The following is a 19,613-nucleotide window of genomic DNA, read 5'->3' on the forward strand; positions in this document are numbered from 1 at the left end:
TTCAGTGTTCGCTGTCACGCTTTAGCGCTAACATATAGTTATGAAAAAGCCCGCTGATTAGCGGGCTTTTTTGAATTTGCAGTAACAGGGTTAAAGCATTAAATAGCTACGTTAGCGATATAGACGCTTATCGAGTGCAACAATTTGAAAATCTTGCTGTAGCTGAGCTAAAAAATCACTCGTTAGCAAAGCAATACCACGATAAAAGTCAGTTCTAGCGTGTTCAACGGCTAATTCACAGCAACGAAACGCCCAAGGTAATAGGTGCTGCTGCAATAACACTTGAGTAAAGCGCAGTAACGCCTGATTATCGGTTTCAGTTTGAAAACGACCAAAGGTTTGGTCAAGTACCGCAAAGAACAAACCGATATGATCCATTGGCTGCTTATAATCAAGCTGCAACTCCACACCATGGGCACGATAAAAGTCCATCAGCTCAACTGTGGTTCTATCGTTAATGAGCTGCTCTTCACACAAGTAGACAGATCCATGTGGCACTGCTGTGGGTTCGCCTGGGCCAAAAAATAGCTGACCATAATCAAGCTTTAAGGTAATGACTGCCTTTTCAAACTCCGCCGCTTCAACATCAGTTGACCATTGCTCAAGAAAGTCGCCAAGTAAACGACGACCTGTGCTATTTTGCTCGCGGCTGCCAAACTTTGGCCAACTGCCCGCAACATCGCACTCTTTTAACCCTTGAATAAAATCAGCTTCAGGGTAACGAATAAGACAGTGATGTAAAATCCGTGCAAGTCCCTGATACTCGACAAAATCAATAGATGATAAAGATGCTTGAGCAAGAGTTGATTGCGTTAACGACTGGGTATTTGAAGACATAATTTACCTTACAAGCTAAGCGGGCCATAAAGCCCGCTGCTGTTGTACTATTTAAAGACCTTGATACTTAACCTTTAACTGAAATTAAACTTCAGTTGGGTTTAGGATATCGCCGCCTTGGCCACCATTCACGTTCGCCTTAATGATAAGGTTTGGTGAAGTGATTGACTCTGGTGGTAATGGTGCAATGTGACCATCGCCGTTACCGTATTTAGCGCGTAGGTTATCCATAGTATCAAAGTCTAGTGCACGTAGTGGGCAAGACTCAACACATACAGGCTTACGGCCTTCTGCGATACGTTCAAAACAACCATCACACTTGGTCATTACTTTACGTTCACGGTCGATTTGTGGTGCATCATAAGGACATGCACGAGCACAGCTTTCACAACCGATACATAGGTCTTGTGCTACGTGTACTAGACCATCTTCGCGGCGTTTATGCATTGCACCTGTCGGACAAGCTTTAACACATACAGGCTCAGAACAGTGGTTACAACCAATTGACATGTAGTAAGCAAATACACTTTGCTCAAAACAGCCATTTTGGCCTTCAGTCCATTGTCCGCCACCGTATTCGTACACGCGGCGCCAAGTCACACCATTAAGTGCAGGAACACCATTTTGTTCAGGGTTGGTATTGTTACGGATCTCGTTACCTTGACGGTCTTTACAAGATACATGACACGCTTTACAGCCAGTACACTTAGTGCTGTCTACGTAAAAACCGTATTGAGTTGCTTCAGTCATAATTAACTACTCTCTTAAATCTTTTTAATGGCAACACGAATAGTGTGCTGTGGGTTACCTTTAGCGACAGGGCTAGGCTGGTAGCGAGTTAACGAGTTGATTGCGCCGCCTTCGTCAACGATATGACCAGTACTGCCTCGCTTGTTGCCTGGGTTGTACCAAGCACCTTGTCCTAGGGCAAATACACCTGGAGCAACACGTGGTGTGATACGTACAGTTACTTCAATTGAACCACGCTCGTTGTACATCTCAACCTTGTCGCCAGAGCTTAAACCGTGCTTAGCGCCGTCCATAGGGTTAACCCAAACAGCGTCTTCTACCGCTTCACGTAACCAAGGTACGTTGTGGTAGCTTGAGTGGGTACGGCCCTTAGTGTGGTAACCCGCTAACTGAATTGGGTAATCTTCTTTAGTGCCTTCATCTTCATAACCGTCCCACGTTACTGTGTACTGTGGAATAGCTGTGATGGTGTCGCCCTTAACGCCAGTTGGATTTTGAGCACTGTTCTCTTGGTCCCAGTTAGCCGCGCGCCATGCTAGTTCAGCAGAGTAGATTTCAATCTTGCCACTTGGTGTTGAAAGCGCTTGACCATCTTTAATAAAGCTTTGCAGGGCAACGTGGTTGTCGTTCATGTTCTTACGGAAGAAACCAATTTTTTGTGCTTCTTTGTAAGTCGCAGGGAATGCTGGAGAAACACCGATGTTGTTGCTGTTAGCTTTAGTGCTTTGGTAAAGCTCTTCTAACCACTCATCTTCGTTCTTGCCATCTCTATAGCCAGCACCAACGCCCATCTTGTCGGCGATCATCGCAGCCGCTTCGTACATAGACTTACAATCCCACATAGACTCCACAGATGAAGACATTGCAGTTAAGTAACCTAGTGAACCTGAAGCGTATGAATCGTTAACTAAATCGTTTGATTCTAACCAGCTAGTGTCTGGCAGAATGATGTCAGCAAATTTAGCACCTGGCGTCATCCAGCAATCACAAGATACGATGAATAGATCGTCAGCATTGCGGAAGATATCAGCGGTGTTGTTAATTTCAGCGTGCTGGTTCAGTAACGAACTGTCTGATGCAGACAGAATGAACTTAATGTTAGCGCCAAGTGGCGTGTCCAGACCATCAGTACCACGAACACCGTGACTACGCGCCGTCATAGTTTCACCGTGGTTTATCGCTTCAGACCAAGTGAAGAAAGAGATGCTTTCTTTAACTGGGTTACTACCTGTAGGAATACCTGCACGAGACATGCTGCTCATGTATGGCAATTCACCGTTTGATGCACCGCGGGTACCTAGCTTACCGGTTAGCACTGATAGCATGTATAGCGAACGCATGCTTTGCTCACCGTTCGCTTGACGGTTAACACCAGCACCTACAACGATATAAGGTGCTTTAGCTGTCATTAGCTTGCCAGCAATATAGCGGATTTTCTCTGCAGAAATACCACAGATTTTTTCAGCCCATTCAGGAGTTTTAGCGTCAGTGTAAATACCTTGACCTAGAATGTAGTCTTGGTAGTTTTCATCTGAGTTCATTACCTTCGCGTATTCTTGGTCAGTGGCATCGCTGCTCGCTGCAAAAATCGCTTTTTGATCTTCAATTGACTGCTTGTTGAAGCCAACTGAGTGCTCAAGTACAAACGGTAGCGATTGACCCGCAAAGTTAGCATGATTGATCATCACATAAGCAACGGCTTCAGCAAAGGCAGCATCTGTACCTGGACGAATTGGTAACCAGCTTGATTCTTTACCTAACATAGAGTCAGTGTAACGAGGATCAATCATCACCACTTCAAGGCCGTTGTTTCTTTGTAGTGCTTGTAGGTAATCGTAACCTTCACCAGAACCCGACTGACGGATTTCGCTTGGGTTGTAAGCAACACCTAGGAAGAAATCACTGTCTTCGATAGTAATGGTTGACGAACCTGCAGTACTACCTGTACCGAAGGTGTGCTTAGCCGCTTCCATCTGCTGCGCCCAAGAGTAGTTACCGTAAGCATTTAGGTAACCGCCGTTTAGGTTAAATAGACGGTTGAAACATGCATTTGATGCAAAACCGTAGTAAGCACCAGAACCGTAGCTACGGAATACTGACTTAGCACCATTTTCTTGTGCGTAAACAGCAGCAAGTTTTTCAGCAATAATGCTGGTTGCTTCGTCCCAGCTAATAGGTACGAATTCAGCTTTACCGCGCTCGCCAACACGCTTCATTGGTGTCTTTAGACGGTCAACAGCGTAGTTTCTTTGACGTAGTGAACGACCACGAGCACAAGCACGTACTTCATGCAAACCGTACTCATCGGTTACTTGGTGATCAGTCTCAACACGCGTCACGATACCGTCTTTAGTAAAGACTTTAATTGGGCAGTTAGAACCACAGTTAACTAGGCAAGATGACCAGTTCACCACTTCGTCAGTTACTGGCGGCTGTGGTGGAATAACATTGGCATCATCAGAGCTAGAATTACAGCCGGTAACTGTTGCGGCGCAGCCCAGCGCAGCACTCATTTTTAAGAAACTTCTACGTTCCATAATCTTGTTTTCCTCAAACTTAATAGTGACTGATTCGACTTAGTTCAGCTTGTAGCTGAAGGTCAACATCAGTTGATGGGCGTTGTAATTGTGGTTCAGGTCACCCAAGGTGATTAAACCTGGAATGCTATCGGGTGATACCGCAGCACTGTCGGTATCAAAATAACGTTCAAATTGGTAAGCCAACTTAACTGCCATCTGCTCAGAGATCAGGTATTGACCATACAAACTCACACTGTGGTTGTACGAGTAATAGCTACCGTAATCGTAAGTATTTGAGCTGCCAGTGTTGTAACCGTTGACGCCTGTATTACTTGATGAATTAGCAAATAGGTAATCTGTACCTAGAATTAATCTGCCATCCATTAAGCCGCTATAGGTCGCGCCTAGGCCTAAGTTAATGAACTCATCATTAATCTCTGTGTGCCAAATCGATGCTTGGTCGCCACTTTGGTCTGAATCAATCCACTGCTGACCAGCAAAGGCATAAACAGATAGCGGTGCAGAAATTTGTGCATGAACGTTAATGTCGTAACCGTAATCTTTAGCCTGAGTCAGACCAATTGCAGTTGCGTCATAGTCATCATTTGCGTAGTAAGTGCTAACATCGAAGGTTAACCACTCAAGCGGCGCATAGTTCGCACGCGCATTCACTTCAGTGCGCTTACGATCAGCTAGGTTGTATTTGCGCAGTAACGACTCTGTTTCATCGCTAGTCAGCTCGTTAGCTTGGTATTCACTACCGCCACGCTCGCCATAGCTCACACCAAAATCTAGGGTTAGCTTGTCAATAGCGCGAATATTTAGCTTGCTCCAAAACTCGTTATCACGGGTTTCTTCACGCTCGCCATAGCTACGCTCAACTTGTTTATAATCGTAACCAGCTTGTAAGCGGTAACCACTAGTAATACGGTAGCTCGCGTTAGTCTTGAATGTTTGACGCTCGATATCCATTGGTGTGTTTTGCTTAAACGCACCAGACATTGAATCAAACTCATATTGTGCAAAATCAAACACTGATGAGCGGTTGTCACGCTTGCTGTAGTCATAGCTTGCACCTAGACGTAAGCGATTACTTACTCGAGTGCTAGCCGCTAGATTTGAGCTTAAGGTATCAACCTGACCATCCCAGTTTTGAATTGGGTTGCCACTCATTTGGATAAGATCTTGATCTTGGATCATACGACCTGTAACCACGCGACCACTAAATACACTTGACGCTAAACGGTACTGGCCAGATAGCGACACTTGATGCGCTTGGTTATCTGGTGTTGCGCTGTATACATCGTAAGCGTAAGGCAGGCTTAAATCGCCCATGTTGTTGTCGTAGCGTGAGCCGTTGTAGCTCAGCTCTGACAACCAGTTAGCACCATCAAGTACGATACCAGCACTGAACTTGTCTGTAGTTTCGTCAACGGCTTCAGCAAAGTTCGTTGGACGTGGACTCGTTAGACTTGCACTGCGGTGACCGGTTTTATCTTCACGGTCATAACGGGCATAGCTGCTTAAACCTAGGCCCATCACTTCTGAGAAGTCATATTCAAAACCAATCCCGCTACGCTGTCTTTGTAACTCAAGATCAAGCACGCGAGTCTGGTCACTTGGCGTTAGCACGCCATTGTTTTGCCATAGGTTTGTAGCTGCATTACTGCCTTGATTAGTGGTAATCGTTTGGAAATCCACATCAAGTTTATAATGGCCGCTTTTACCTGCTTCCATAGTAACAAAGCCGTTTTGCATACCAAGCTGGTGCGCTTGTACTTTAGCTTTGTAACCACTTTGCTGGTATGCAAGATCGGCATTAACACCTGCAACAGCACCGTCATCACCAGTACCAAACTGGTTGATAGCATGATTGTCATCAGCGTCAATCGCGCCAACACTCACACCTACACTACCTGTGTAGCCTTGCGGCTCAACACAACGCTTACATTGATAATTTGCGGTTTTATCTGCAGCAATATTGGCGTTTTGCACACCAAAGTCTGCCGCATACACGCTAGTACCTGCACCCAATAACGCTAGGGTGATCAGGTTTAATGAAAAAGGTTTAATTAAACGCATATTTGTCACTCCTGGACTTAACGGGCAAAGTTGCTGCCAGCAGGATGGTTAGAACCATGGATCTTGCTGTGACAATTTAAACAACTCTTACCAGCACTGAACGCATCTAGTCCCGCTTGGCTTGCCATACGGCTTGCGTGGCCATCGTCGGCGTGACATTGCTGACACAACTGCGGTGTACGAGACTTAAGAAGGTTGTCATTTACACTGCCGTGCGGTGTATGACAGCTTGAGCAGTCTTCCATCACTGGCGCATGTTCCCATAGGAATGGGCCACGTTTGTCAGCATGACACTCAGCACAAGTTTCATTTAGGCTAGGCTTGATAAGTGCGCTTTCAGTCATTGAACCGTGTGGATTGTGACAGTCGATACACGTCATCTGATCCCACTTCATTGGGTGCGATGAACGCTTGCTCATGTCTGCTTTAGCGCGAGTGTGACAAGAAGTACAAGTGTCGTTAACCATTAGACGGTCAAGAGCTGGATCTTTTGCAGCGTGAATGTCGTGACAATCACTACAAGCCACTTCTTCAAGATTATGAGTGCTGTTATGCCATGCCATTTGCTTAGGATCGTTGTGACAACCTTGGCAAACACTGTTTTGGCTAGCAGCAGAGAGTTTGCTATCTGGACTAAAGCTAATCATTGGCTCTTTACCACCACGATTATGCTTACCTAGCGGGCCATGACATGCTTCACATTGAATGCCAGCCATCGGTGATTTGCTGTTGCTCATATCACCATGGACACCGTCAAAGATCGCCATGACTTTGTCACTCTTTTTGTGACACATAAGGCAAGAGTCCGCTCCTTTTGGAGAGTACTTACCTTCGCTAAATTTCTCTGTTAATTTTTGTTCGAGTTGCGTTGAGTCAAGCTTATCCCATGGAGTTGCTTGCGCAGGCACAACACTGATGAGCATAGTGAGTAAACTGCTAGCCATTAACTTGGCCATAAAATTCACTGACTTTACGGTTTTTATTGTGGACATTAACTACAGGCCGGTTGTATATCGAAGTGGGTATTTTATTTCGGTCGGATAAGTGAATTCAAGATTATGCATATCTGCCAATAACTTGAGGCATAACGCTAGTTTTATCGAAATACGTTCACTAGCTCACAGTATAAAGAGGTATTACAAAAGAACCTTTCAAAAACTAAATTAGCTCAAAATTATATAATTCAGCTAGATAGAGAGCATTTGAGAATGATTATCACCACCACAAGTTGCAAGCATAAAGATGAAATGTAAACCAATTGATTTGGTGAAGTGGAATTTTTGAAGATAGATCACGAAGAAATTTCAGTCTATTCAGCTACTCATTGTTGATACCCCAAAATAAGTAACAAAACTGCTCAATTAACCGACTAAATCAGTTATATCGCTAACACGAGTTATAACTTTTTCTTCTGAAATGATGATAAAAATAGCGAGTCAATAAACTATCCACCTGTCTACTCGCTATTTCTGTTTATTTAATATGGAAGGCTATGGTCGCTTTTAATACATTAGCGATTGCTTGGTTAACTGTAATTGCTGTAAACGCTTTTGGGTTAAATCCACTTGGCAGCCAACAAAGATTGGTAAGCTCATAGAGCCCTCGGCTTCGACCAGTTGCAGAACTTTACATTCGTCATTACGAAAAGTACGCCACGCCTGCTGTGCTTGGCCAATAGCCATTGCTGCCTCACGGCTTTTATCAGCATTTACGTTATAGTCTGCATGAGAAAATCGTTCAATCTCTGCTAATTGCTCACTCATTTGCCACTCGAGACTGGCTAATTCACGCTGTGCACATTTAACCATACCTTGAGTGCTATAGGCTTGCTCTGACTCACAATCGATTCCGGCTGCTGGGTCTACACCATTTATTACGGTGCTAACTGTCGTTGGTATATACCAAGCACCACCCGGTGCAATTTCACGGCACGCTCCGGTGGTATAGGAGTCGGCTAAAACAAACTCACTGCCATTCCAAATATAGCGTCTTGCAGAAAGACAATCGCCAACTCCTCGGCCCCGCATAAACTCGTCAATCACGCCATTAGCATAACTCACTGCACTATCTGTCACTAACACGGGCGCAATCTCAGCGTCATCATCAACCAGCCATACTGCTTGACCATAGTTATATGCTGCAGACCAACACATGGTTGACACAACCAGCTTATTTGATGTCAGCCTAGCGACCTCAAACTTTAAAGGCTCGTCTTCTGCTGGGACGTTATCACAAGCGTTAGTAAGCGCTGTTCTTATTCTCTGGCTAAAGTCAGCATTGGCTACCAATGTAAGATCAGCTGCCGTTGTGACCGGTATTGCCTGCGCTGGCATCAAAATAACTGGCGCTTGCTTAGGCTCAACAATCCCTTTGCTAACTTGGCCTTTTTTCACTATCGCAAAAGGTGTTTCCACCAGCCCCTGAAAATCGTCCATTTTTAATAAAACCGCGGTAGAGCCTTTAGTGGATAAATACCACTCATCACCTGCGCTGCTATCAAATTTTATCGACACGCGACCTTTCATAGTGAGCGCCTTAAGTAATTCGCTTACCTGATCATCAGTCAACTCACGTTCGCCACTAAAGCTGATGCCCTTTTCTTGGTAAGCTGGCAGCTCAGGCGCTAATACACTTTGGTAAGTACCATTAATACTTAGGGTAATAGTGTCATTGCTAGTTTGCTTATCCTCGCCATCAAATGACAGTGTGCCAAACTTCACTTTACCTTTAACTTTTGCATGCTCGCCTGCTGCGCGAGTGAAGATCACTGAAACCGGACTATACTCCCCTGCTTCATTTTTCTGCTCAGGGTTGTGATAACCAACGGCGCGACAAGTGTGGGTGTTATCACAGGCCACTTCCCAATCACCATGAAAAAAGCTTTGCACTTCACCTTCAACCCCGTGGGCAGGCATCACCAAGGCAGACATAGATAGCAAGGCCAAACTCGTAGCGACTGTATAGCCACTAGCGATCCGCTTTAAATGGTTATTCATCATAATCTCCCACATTTGGCACAGTAAACTCGGCATCATTCCATGGCCAAGGTAATCGCTGTAAAAATCGAGCTAACTCAGGTGTATCCGCATGGGTTTCGCGGATCACCGCCATAGTGCGATGCACATGAAATGGGTGAATAGGAAGCTGGTTATCGAGCGCATTAAAATACTCGGCTAACACATCTAAATACTCAAGCTTAAAGGCCAATGACAGCACAGCTTCGGCAAACACGGGAATGCCCTTTAGGCCTTTAAGATGGCCGCCTACACCCCAACCAGCAAATTGCTTTACTATGTTAGCCAGTACACATGCACATTTGTCATCATAAGCAGCCGATGCAAAGAAATCATATTCGCTTTGCGAAATGCAACTAGCTACCTGCTGCTCAATGAACGCAAAATACAGCGCCTCGCTCTGGGGATGCGCTTGATAATACCGCTGCAGTTGCGGCATAAGTGCTTCGAGTTGTTGCAATGCCGCTAACCGCGCGGTGTTACAGCTTAGATCTCGACACACTATGTCAACTTGGCCGGTGGCACTTGGCAGAAAATACTCAGCACTGTCGATAATGAGGTTAATGTCAGCCCGCTCACAGACTAAAGGCGTGTTAGTTGCACCATCAAAAGCGAACTCGTTGCGGTTAACAGTAGGCACTGTGCATTGCCATAGGCTGGCATCTTCTTCGTCACCCACACCAACAAATAAGCGCTCATTGATTTGCCCTTGGATCGTCTGCAAGTCATGGTCAAAACTCAAACCACGCTGTTCACCGGCTTGGTTTAATTGAACCAATTGATATAAAGGCGAGATATTATCGCCTTGCAGTGACAATTGCTGCACCACCCCATCTTGCCAAGCTAACCAAATGCTATTGCCATCTTTAGCGATCACCGCACTGGTAAGACACTCAATAAAGGTTTGCAAGCCCTCATGATGTTCTGAATCTAGATCGCCTTGGGCTATTGCTGTTAACGCCTCAACTATGTCTTCAGCCTCATAATCACTGCAAATTTGCGATACATGAAGTGAACGAACTGTGCGGCTCCAACTAACCTGCTTTTGATTTAAGTCGATAAGCTGCAGTGAGTAATCAAATCGCTGCTGATGATGGCTGTCGTCTTGTGGATCGGTATCTACGCTTGATCCTGAATTTGATTCCAAACTTGATAAGCTTACGGCTTCTGCATTGGCTAATAGCACTAAGCCACGAGCTTTATCTTGAAAAAAGGTGTTACGTACAGAGATGTCATCAGGCGCTGGCTTACCCGTTAGCGGGATTTCTTGCACATTCGCTGTGACCGGATTGAAACACACCAACTGATGCGAGCCCTGCTCGGAACGTTGATAAAAAACCAACTCATTGTGAGCAGTGCAGACCATGCTATTGCGTTCAAAATCAAACGGTACATCATACTGACTGACACACTTGCTAAAATAGTCATCTAGCTGCATATGCGTAACATTCAATATAGCGTCTACGACTTGAGTTAAGTCCACCACAAAAAGTTTCTTATGACTAAAGCGCCCTGATTTGAGGGCAGCCACCAGCCAAATCTGGCCTTGATAAAAGCAAATATCCTTAGTTGGATAAACCGCCAATGAAAAACAAGCCGACAAATTATATTTGCCACGCTTGCCCAGCTGACCAATATAAAATTGTCCAACATTATCAACCGCCACAAAGTAGGCAGAGCCTTCAGCCGATAAAGAGCCCTTAGCCTGTAGAGAGCCTCTAGTTTGTGAAGAGCCCTCAGCGTGCAAACAATCTTCAGCGTGCAAAGAACCTTTAGCCAGCCACTCTGTCATCACCACATCGCCAGTGCTACCGATTAACTCAAACTGACTGTGTAATACAACCCCTTGATCTGTATCTTCAACCACCTGCAGTTGATTAGTGCCACCGTGATACAATTGATGCTGCTGAAAACGATACTTTGTTGCTAACTCGTGCAGCGCCTTGCCTGCTGTTAATCCTTGATTCGCCATGGCAATACTTTTACTGTCAGTAGTTTCGAGTTCTGTCGTTTGCTGTGTTGTATTTAGCGCGGCGTGTTCGGCCTCATCAGCACTAGCAAAACGCTTGAAAAGGGACTTAAGATTACTGCTTAATGTCATAGGGACTCACTTAAGATTTGGCGAATAAGGGCAAGGTTAACGTGTTCAGATTAGTTAACAGCGTTAATCTATAGCAACTTCAAGCTTTTAACTTCTAGCTGTTTTATTTGCAACGAATTATCCATACAATCACCCAAATATCAATCAACAAAGTTCAATATTATTCTGAGGTTACATCAATAGTCGGCTTTATCTATTGGTGTCACACCAGCTGTAATATTAACTGCCATGCACCTTGGCTTAATGCCGTAGTAAGGATACATTCATGAGCAAAACGCTAATAACTGCCACTCGTTTAGAGTATGTGCAGCAAGTCTCCCACCAAGTGAGCTTCCAATGTTAACGCCGCTACGCACCGTAGCGCTTGGAATAACCATAAGCTTACTACCGGGCTGCTCGCTGCTATCAAACAACAATCCGCAAATTCAAACCTTAATGACCGACTTAGGTAGTTGTCAGTTTGATGAGCATGAACGCAAAGCCATGTATCAAGCGGCACAAGCAGGAAACCGTATCCCCTTCCCTCTGCTCATTTGTGAAGGCAAACGCAGTGACTCGTTTAACAAGCGTTGGTTGCAAAGCCGCAAAAGTGTTGATTACAACATTCTCGGTAGCTACTTTGAGGCGACAGACACAAAATCGAGTGCCAATAATGTGGTATACGGTGCAGCACTGATTGAAATCACTATGCCTGACTGGAGCGCAGTGTGCAGCAACCAAGGCTATGACGAAATAACCTGTGACCACATGGTTTACGGCATCAATGCACCGCACATAGAAAAAGTATCGAAAAACAAAGCGCTGCAGCTTGAGCTTTATCAAATGAAATTAGCGCAAGTCAAAACCATCCCAGTGATTAAAGACACGATTTTAATGCCGCTCAAGCACAATGCTGCCGGCCAGTTAGTCGCTAATTGGGTGGAAGATTCTGGCGCACATCGATCCACGAAAGCCCTTGCCGACAAAATGGGGGAAGTGGTTAGCAATAACGGTAAGCCATTACCTATCAGCAGTTATAACCAACAATATGACTTGTTGCAGCAACAGGATTTACCGGCGCAATATCGTGGTGTGTTTTATTACGCTACGCCGCAATATATTGACTACAGCAATCGACCGCTGCCGCAATACGCTATCCCGCTACGTAAAGGCGTACAAGTTAGAGGTTATAAAACCTCGATTTATCGCGCGCTTGCTAATTAATAAAATCACCAGAACAAGCTAATCGACCTTATGAATAAACCATTAATTATTTTTACTGCATTACTATTAACCACTTTCTGCAACGCCAATAGCTACGCACTCGGCAGCTTAAAAAAAGACACGCTTGAACAAGCGTTATATGAGCAACAAAAAGGTCAACAACAAGATTGTGGATTGAATCAATTAAACAGCGTGATCGATTTTGATTCCGCACTCCTTAGCAGAAAGCACGGTATTAGCTCGGCAACATACTATCCTGTGTGCTGGGTGTTGCCACACAATAAAGAGCAAGCGTTACTATCTTATTTCCAGCCCTACAAAGAAATCGAGCATAACTACACAAGCTATCTTTGGCGAGTGATCATCGTTAACCGCTATAGTAATAAAGTTGAAGCACGCTATACCGGGATCATTAATGAAAATAGCAACATTAAGGTGCATTCTGACACGAATAGTATCGTTCACCGCGAATACACGCTAAGCGATAATACGCCAGCAGTAGGGTTAATACTCGACCTCGTCAACTACGACAACTCACCACAAAGCCAGCAACATGGCGACTATCAAGCCTTTAAAACCAACCGCTTTATGACCTTGTTTGTACAACAAGGTCATAAGTTACGCCCAGTACTTAAACACCTACCACTGGATTACGAAATAGAGGGCACTGATAATGCCGGAAGTAACGGCGGCGTATACCTGCACTATGGCGGTGAAGGTGAAGTTGAGGTGTTACCAACAACTAGCCATGGCTACCATGATTTAAAGTTAATAACCCAAGGTCAGCAATACCGTACCGATGGCGAATACGATCAAGTAGAGCCAATCAACTTTAGCAGCAAGCTTAAATATGATGGCAAGCGTTATCCGGTTGTCACCGAGCGATTACCCTCCCCTGAATTTTGGCAAATCAACCAGATTGGCGTCAATTTTTTAAGTGACAGCGACGATGAAAGCGCAACGCAGACAGCGCCAAACAGCAATCAACCGGAGAGCCAAGATGCTAACTAACAAGCCTAAAACCAGCCCATTTTGCTGCAGATTAGCCGCGCTATTTAACAGCACCTTTTTGACTTGCGCGCTTTTGACTTGCACGCTAGTGTTCTCGCCAGCAAGTCATGCCAAGCAAGCGTGCAGCATAGATGCCCTTGAAGCAATGGAAAATGACAGTGGGGATGTTCGAGGTTTCAGCGCTGCAGTATGTAAGCAACTGCCACACCAACAACAATTTACCATGGGCGCATACCTACAATGGACAGGCGGAAGCTATGCAGGTGAAAGGCGTTACGCCCTACGCACCGTCATTATGGACACTCAGACTCATGAGGTTATCGCTCGTCATACTGGCAGTTTATACGAGAGACCTGGATTAACCATTGTTGCTGACACGCCAGATAACAAAGAGCAAAATTCGCCAGCACCCCTTTGGATTGATACCGCTAACTATAAGCTCAACAGTGATACCCGCGCACTTGGGGTACGAGTACAAGCGCAACAACTCCCAGAGGGCGCAAGTGAGTATCAATCTGATTATTTGAATTTATTTGTTCATCAAGGGCGCTTTTTAATCCCCGTGGTGGAAAAACTGCCGCTGTATTATTGGAAAGTCTGGCGAAACGAGCCAAGTGGCTACCATGTTGCCAGAACACCTGAGGTCATTAAAAGTGAAACTAACGACAAAGCGGGTTTAACAAAGCGCTATATCGTTGAGAGCGGCAAAGGTGCGCTCCATATCGAGTCTAAGCAATACAAAGGCTTTGCCGACCTAAAACTGCTCACTAAAACTAAGCTGTCAGGTGCTTTGCCCAAACGCACAGATAGTAGCCAAAGTCGTACCATTATTACCCGTTTGCGGTTTAATGGTGAACGTTATTACATTCTAGAGTCTAAATTTAGTGATAAAAGAGATTGGCAACACAGCGAGCGATGGTGGAAACCTTGGTAGGGGTTTAGTACTCCCACATTAAATTCGAATTCAATAGCGGTGAATATTATTGCCCAAACGCCTACTCATCGACGTTTGGGCTTTAGTTACGATAGACAATAGAGCTTAAACATTCGCTTGTAAAAATAAGCAAATAAGAAGCCTTATTTGCAAGGTGTTGCATAAGCCACAATACACAAGTAAAAGCCAAAGTATCCAAGCTTCATCTTCAGTTAGCTTTACTTGCTTGTTCATTTACTTTGCTTAATGAAAGGCTATTTATAAAAGATTGGCCGAGAATATGCTGCTTTTAAAGCTTAAAACTTGTAGCCAATTGAAATCATGCCGGTAGGCTCGGTAGCTGTTTTTCCCACATTCCCAAAAGAACCACCGTCATCTTCCCTTCTAACGCCACCACTGACACCAAATTGCCAACCGCCATCTGTAAAGCCTTTTGGGTAGTACTCATATGTCAGCACTGCGAAGCCATCCTCACTAGTGAGAACCTCACTTCCAACACTGAATCCAAACAAATGTTTTTGCTCACTAAATGCATATTGATACCCTAAAGCTCCACCAACTAGACCTAATGAGCCAAAGAAAACATGGTTCAGGTTTTGATAATTGTATCGAACGCCTAACACTCCACCATATTGATATCCTACACCTAGTGAAAAGCTCGTATCCGTTGTGGTTTCAATTGAACTGGAATGGACTGAAGTGATTGCTACATCATTGTCATCAACTTGCGGTTGAGAATAAGCACTTGTAGAAAAAACTAACCCTACAAATAGTAAATTTTTATTAAACTTCATTATTATTCCCTGTTTATATTTATAAGTGCTTCATGCACATAGCGCGAAATTATTACAACTGCACATAAAAACGTAAACAAAAAATATAATTTAAGTATTCCCAATTCGTATAACTCAGAATTATTTACTGACTAATCGCAGTTAGTATAAGCATGCGTAGCTTTATAACACTTTTACAAATAGAGAATGAATCAAATAACACCCAGTAAATTATTACTGGGAATTACTATTCACTCGGTAAATTCTATAGGCGTTTTCAGCGATTAATTGCAGCTATAGATTTAACAAGTAATGGTAACTGCCTGACTCTTTAACATAACCTAAAGACTCATAAAGCCGTTGCGCATTCACATTGTTTACCCCAGTTTCTAACGCTAAGCCCTTAACACCCGCTTTAATGCCAAGCTCCTTAGCAGCATGCATCAGCAGAGTTGCCACACCTTGGCAACGGGCATTATCGCTAACAAACAGATCATTGAGCACCCAAATTCGCGCAGCCGACACAGATGAAAAACCTGGATAAAGCTGAGTAAACCCTAAGGCATCGCCGTTGTTATCAAGTGCAAGGAAAATCACCGACTCGTTATTCGTTAAACGCTCTGCAATAAACTCCTCAGCCAACTGTAAGTTACTCGCTTGACCATAAAACACTCGGTATGCGTCAAACAAGGGGGCGATCAAGGCTGCATCGGCTGGGGTGGCTTTAATAATGTCCATATTTATAGATCCGTTTTATCAAGGGTAAGCTGTGAGCTGCTAACTCAAACCATCAAACAATACAGCAGCTTACTAATTAGTTTATTGTTTTAAAGCGAAAGCGATGAAAGTGCTCGCCGTTTCTTTAGGAGCCTCAATCATAGGCAAATGACCAACTTGCGCCATAATATCAACTTGGGCATGGGGTATAGTATCCTTCAACTTAGTCGCACCGGAAACATGTAACACCCTATCTGCTTGCCCCCATGTAACCAAAACTGGGCCATTGTAGCTTTTTAAAACCTGATCAAGTGGCGAGTCAGGGTGAGCCTCTCCGTTTCGCATTCTATGGATCTGCTCATATATTTTTGTATTCAATATAAGCCGTTGCTCAGCTTTTTTGGCTAAATGTGACACTATGGGGCTGGGAATATAAGGCGGCTCAACAAATAAAAAATCAACTAGCTGAGTAAACTCCGCTTCGTTTCTCGGTAACACCATTGGTTGATAGCCATTTTTAATTGCTAAAAACATCTCGCTCTTTTCTGAATCAACAACACCAAACGGGCTAATTAACCAAAGGTTTTTTACCTTACTAGGATATTTAGCTGCAAAATTACCGGCAATATAGCCGCCCATAGAGCTGCCCGCTAAATTAAACTCTGTAATGTTGAGCGCATCCAGAGTTTTACTCAACCTCGTTACTTGCGAAAACAGATCATAATCAAGCTCAATATTGTCGGTACTATTACCAAATCCCGGTAAGTCAATTGCAATAACATCAAAGTAAGCAGTGAGATAATTTGCAATACGATTCCAGTTGTCTTTATCGGCACCAAAGCCATGCAACAAAACAAGAGGTGTGCCACTGCCACCACGAAGATATTCAATATCTAACTCGTCAATTTTAAGCTTATGTACCTTTAATCCAGAGAGACTTCTTTCCGCATTTATCATGTAGCTAACTAATATTGAACTGGGAGTGATCAGGTACAGAGTGACAAGCAGTAATACTGAGCAGGTAACAACAAGGCCAATCCTTTTTAGCATAAATATCTCCGTATTCAATGTTATTGCGACTAACTGGCTCGACTTAATGTTTACTAACACAAAGCCGAGCTCAAGCATTAATGATTGACCAATAAGTTAGGCTTCTAACAACATAGGTATGTCAACCATACCTTTTTCACGCCTAACTCCAGCGATACGCTTAAAACCAAAATTCAAATAGACACTTTCAGCCCCAAGCGCAGAGTTAACCGTAAAACGGCCTTGATTGCCTTTTTGTGTTGCTTGCTCTTTTGCTGCCTGCCAAAGCCGTCGAGACAACCCGAGCCCTTGAAAGTTATCGTGAACAAATAAATGGTATAGATGAGAGTTATCACGAATGCCTGCAACGCCAATAACTTGGTCGCTTTGCGATACAGCAACAAAGTAGCAATAATGACTAGTTAGGTAGGATTCGATGCACTTCTCAGACATAGAGCTAAGCAATACATCATGCACCGATGCGTCACAGTCTGGACAAACGTATTTTTTAACTAACGGCACAATTAACTCACTTATCGACTTTGCATCGCTTAATTGTGCTTCTCTGATCTGAATATTCATTATTTGCCCCCGTTAAACTACTACTTAATACTGTTTTACGCGCTTATTTTTAGCCTACAGCACCATAAGGATATTTTTAAGCTTAGGGAAACAATTAGTAACCAGATAATCAATGTCAGTCACATCAGGAATAAGTTGCTCACATTACGATATAGGATCTGCGGAACGCAGGTGGAGATTTTTTTAATTAATTATCAATAATTTAAATAGCGAATCAAGTAACTAAAAGTATGCTGTTTGCAACTCATTTCCTAGTGTCTTATCTTTTATCTACTTAGTGGTGAATTCAATCCAAGGAGCCGAGATGGCATATTCACAGAAACTCAAAGCAGGCGATATTTTCCCCACATTAGAAGCAACAACACTGGATGGAACTAAAGTTACTCTAGGTCAACCTCAAGGTGATGCTGTATGGCAAGCGGTGTTTGTCTATCGTGGTAAACATTGCCCACTTTGCAGCAAGTACCTCAATGAGATTGAGACCTATAAACAAGCTTTTAGCGATGCAGGCGTCGATATTCTGGCTGTCTCTGGCGATTCAAAACAACAATTAGAGCAACATCTGGATAAACTCGAAATCAGCTTCCCGATTGCTTATGAGCTAACTGAAGAGCAAATGAAAACCTTAGGGCTTTATATTTCTTTACCACGCTCAGCAGCAGAAACTGACCATAACTTTGCAGAACCAGGGTTATTTATCGTCAACGAGCACGGTAACCTGCATGTGGTTGACCTATCAAACAACCCGTTTGTCAGACCTGAATTAGGGGCACTAACTCGTGGCCTAGCTTGGATTCGAGATCCGGATAACAACTATCCGATTAGAGGCACACTAGACTACTAAGGCTCAAGCACCAAAGTAGAGTAAGGCAACCTCATTATAGGTTGCCTTATTGATAAATCTTGTCGTGTACATTGGTTGTTTCAACCATAACAAAACTCATATTTGCTATGAGAGCGATATATTCAATGGGGAAACAATTATTCAAGCAGTGTGCCCTGTGCCCGTTAAGTCGCTCCTGCGAAAGGATTAATCGTCCGATTTAATTCAATGTGATCACTGTTTTTGATTTTGTCATTTCACTGTGTGTTAGTGCCTCTGGCATATGCTCAAAATTGAATGTAGTTGGCTCGCTAATTTCAACATCACCTTTAGTAATTTGTTCAAGTAACGCTTCGCCGTTTTGCATCAATGCATACCAATCTTGTTTATCGCCAAAATCATGTAGCGCTCCCAGCGCTATTTCGTGGTAAGAAATTGTGCGAGTAAAGGGAGGGTCAATGGGTTTAGCTATTCGGTCTTGAATACAGACAATATGCCCATTGGCTTTTAATGATGGAACTAAATGAGCGGCACTTTCCCCACTCACAGCATCAAAAATGGCGAAATATTTAATGCCGATTTGAGATTGATCTCGGTAAACTTGGCGAAGGCCTAGCTTGTTTGCTCGTGCTTCACTCAAACTAGCAGAGACAACATCAACGACATAACCAGCATTGACGAGAAGCTGGGATAACAAATTATTCACCGCGCCAAAACCGACGATAAGCACTTCTCTTTGACGGGTTAACGGAATTTTTTCAAATGCTTGCCACGCCGTAAGCATAGGGCAAGGCAACGCGGCTGCGATTTCAAACGATAAGCTTTCAGGCAGCATCATCACTCTATCAGCACTCAAAACGGTATATTCAGCAAAGCTACCATGCTGATTTAGTGAGGCATGATACGCCACTCGGCTTCCTACAAGGCTGCTATTAACGTTAATTCCAGTACCTACAATGACACCAGCACCATCGACACCAGCAACATGACCGTTCGGCCAATTTAAAGGGTTTGCTTTGATAAATTTCCAATCGACTGGGTTAATGCCAATCGCTTTGTTACGCACTAAGATTTCGTTGTCAGCTAACGTTGGTGTTTCAGTCTTACCTAGAGCAAGACTGCACGTCTCAGTTTGATATTGCCAAATTTGATATTGTTCCATCTCATTTCCGCGCGCTTAGTGAAAAAGAAAAGATAGCAAGGCGTGAGCCTAGCACCTAGAATATTAGACCTAATAA

The 19,613-nt window shown here is 43.8% G+C and carries 16 protein-coding genes; 4 read left to right on the forward strand and 12 right to left on the reverse strand.

Annotation, left to right across the window (positions count from 1 at the left end; all coding sequences use genetic code 11):
- Positions 1-111 precede the first annotated feature (111 nt).
- From MSG37_RS05205 to MSG37_RS05235, 7 genes are all read right to left on the reverse strand, one after another.
- Entirely contained in the window at positions 112-837 is a 726-nt protein-coding gene (locus MSG37_RS05205; RefSeq protein ID WP_248469513.1) for a molecular chaperone TorD family protein, read from the reverse strand.
- Positions 838-921: 84 nt separating this feature from the next.
- The gene (locus MSG37_RS05210) at positions 922-1,587 is read right to left on the reverse strand and encodes a DMSO/selenate family reductase complex B subunit (protein ID WP_028768110.1); all 666 of its coding nucleotides are present in this window, start codon (positions 1,585-1,587) and stop codon (positions 922-924) included.
- Positions 1,588-1,601: 14 nt separating this feature from the next.
- On the reverse strand, positions 1,602-4,124 hold the full coding sequence (locus MSG37_RS05215) for a DMSO/selenate family reductase complex A subunit (protein ID WP_248469514.1): 2,523 nt from the start codon (positions 4,122-4,124) through the stop codon (positions 1,602-1,604).
- 39 nt (positions 4,125-4,163) lie between these two features.
- A complete protein-coding gene (locus tag MSG37_RS05220) occupies positions 4,164-6,188 on the reverse strand; it encodes an MtrB/PioB family decaheme-associated outer membrane protein (RefSeq protein WP_248469515.1) in 2,025 nt (674 codons plus the stop codon).
- A gap of 17 nt (positions 6,189-6,205) precedes the next feature.
- Positions 6,206-7,144: a DmsE family decaheme c-type cytochrome gene (locus MSG37_RS05225; RefSeq protein WP_248469597.1), complete on the reverse strand. Its 939-nt coding sequence runs from the start codon at positions 7,142-7,144 to the stop codon at positions 6,206-6,208.
- 546 nt (positions 7,145-7,690) lie between these two features.
- Positions 7,691-9,184 carry a DUF1176 domain-containing protein gene (locus tag MSG37_RS05230; RefSeq protein WP_248469516.1) on the reverse strand — a complete coding sequence of 498 codons (1,494 nt, stop codon included), beginning with the start codon at positions 9,182-9,184 and terminating at the stop codon, positions 7,691-7,693.
- On the reverse strand, positions 9,177-11,303 hold the full coding sequence (locus MSG37_RS05235; RefSeq protein WP_248469517.1) for a hypothetical protein: 2,127 nt from the start codon (positions 11,301-11,303) through the stop codon (positions 9,177-9,179). Before MSG37_RS05235 ends, MSG37_RS05230 begins: the two co-directional genes overlap by 8 nt.
- Before the next feature lie 336 nt (positions 11,304-11,639).
- On the opposite strand from MSG37_RS05235, the gene MSG37_RS05240 reads away from it, so the two are divergent.
- Genes MSG37_RS05240 through MSG37_RS05250 form a run of 3 tightly spaced genes read left to right on the forward strand, consistent with a single transcriptional unit; the run spans position 11,640 to position 14,451 of the window.
- The gene (locus MSG37_RS05240) at positions 11,640-12,506 is read left to right on the forward strand and encodes a hypothetical protein (RefSeq protein WP_248469518.1); all 867 of its coding nucleotides are present in this window, start codon (positions 11,640-11,642) and stop codon (positions 12,504-12,506) included.
- A 30-nt stretch (positions 12,507-12,536) separates the two neighbouring features.
- On the forward strand, positions 12,537-13,517 hold the full coding sequence (locus tag MSG37_RS05245; protein WP_248469519.1) for a hypothetical protein: 981 nt from the start codon (positions 12,537-12,539) through the stop codon (positions 13,515-13,517).
- Complete coding sequence (locus MSG37_RS05250; protein WP_248469520.1) at positions 13,507-14,451, forward strand: hypothetical protein; 945 nt, start codon at positions 13,507-13,509, stop codon at positions 14,449-14,451. Before MSG37_RS05245 ends, MSG37_RS05250 begins: the two co-directional genes overlap by 11 nt.
- 296 nt (positions 14,452-14,747) lie before the next feature.
- On the opposite strand, the gene MSG37_RS05255 is transcribed toward MSG37_RS05250, so the two are convergent.
- From MSG37_RS05255 to MSG37_RS05270, 4 genes are all read right to left on the reverse strand, one after another.
- On the reverse strand, positions 14,748-15,245 hold the full coding sequence (locus MSG37_RS05255) for a hypothetical protein (protein WP_248469521.1): 498 nt from the start codon (positions 15,243-15,245) through the stop codon (positions 14,748-14,750).
- A 273-nt stretch (positions 15,246-15,518) separates the two neighbouring features.
- Positions 15,519-15,962: a GNAT family N-acetyltransferase gene (locus MSG37_RS05260; RefSeq protein ID WP_248469522.1), complete on the reverse strand. Its 444-nt coding sequence runs from the start codon at positions 15,960-15,962 to the stop codon at positions 15,519-15,521.
- 81 nt (positions 15,963-16,043) lie between these two features.
- Positions 16,044-16,991 (reverse strand): alpha/beta hydrolase, encoded by a 948-nt coding sequence (locus tag MSG37_RS05265; RefSeq protein ID WP_248469523.1) that lies wholly within the window; start codon positions 16,989-16,991, stop codon positions 16,044-16,046.
- Between the two features lie 96 nt (positions 16,992-17,087).
- Positions 17,088-17,552 (reverse strand): GNAT family N-acetyltransferase, encoded by a 465-nt coding sequence (locus MSG37_RS05270; protein WP_248469524.1) that lies wholly within the window; start codon positions 17,550-17,552, stop codon positions 17,088-17,090.
- A 304-nt stretch (positions 17,553-17,856) separates the two neighbouring features.
- On the opposite strand from MSG37_RS05270, the gene MSG37_RS05275 reads away from it, so the two are divergent.
- Positions 17,857-18,396 carry a redoxin domain-containing protein gene (locus tag MSG37_RS05275; RefSeq protein WP_248469525.1) on the forward strand — a complete coding sequence of 180 codons (540 nt, stop codon included), beginning with the start codon at positions 17,857-17,859 and terminating at the stop codon, positions 18,394-18,396.
- A gap of 199 nt (positions 18,397-18,595) precedes the next feature.
- Here the strand turns inward: MSG37_RS05275 and MSG37_RS05280 are convergent, their stop codons facing one another.
- A complete protein-coding gene (locus MSG37_RS05280) occupies positions 18,596-19,537 on the reverse strand; it encodes a zinc-binding dehydrogenase (RefSeq protein ID WP_248469526.1) in 942 nt (313 codons plus the stop codon).
- Positions 19,538-19,613 lie beyond the last annotated feature (76 nt).

It is taken from the genome of Shewanella sp. 1CM18E (assembly GCF_023161665.1).
Lineage (GTDB): Bacteria > Pseudomonadota > Gammaproteobacteria > Enterobacterales > Shewanellaceae > Shewanella.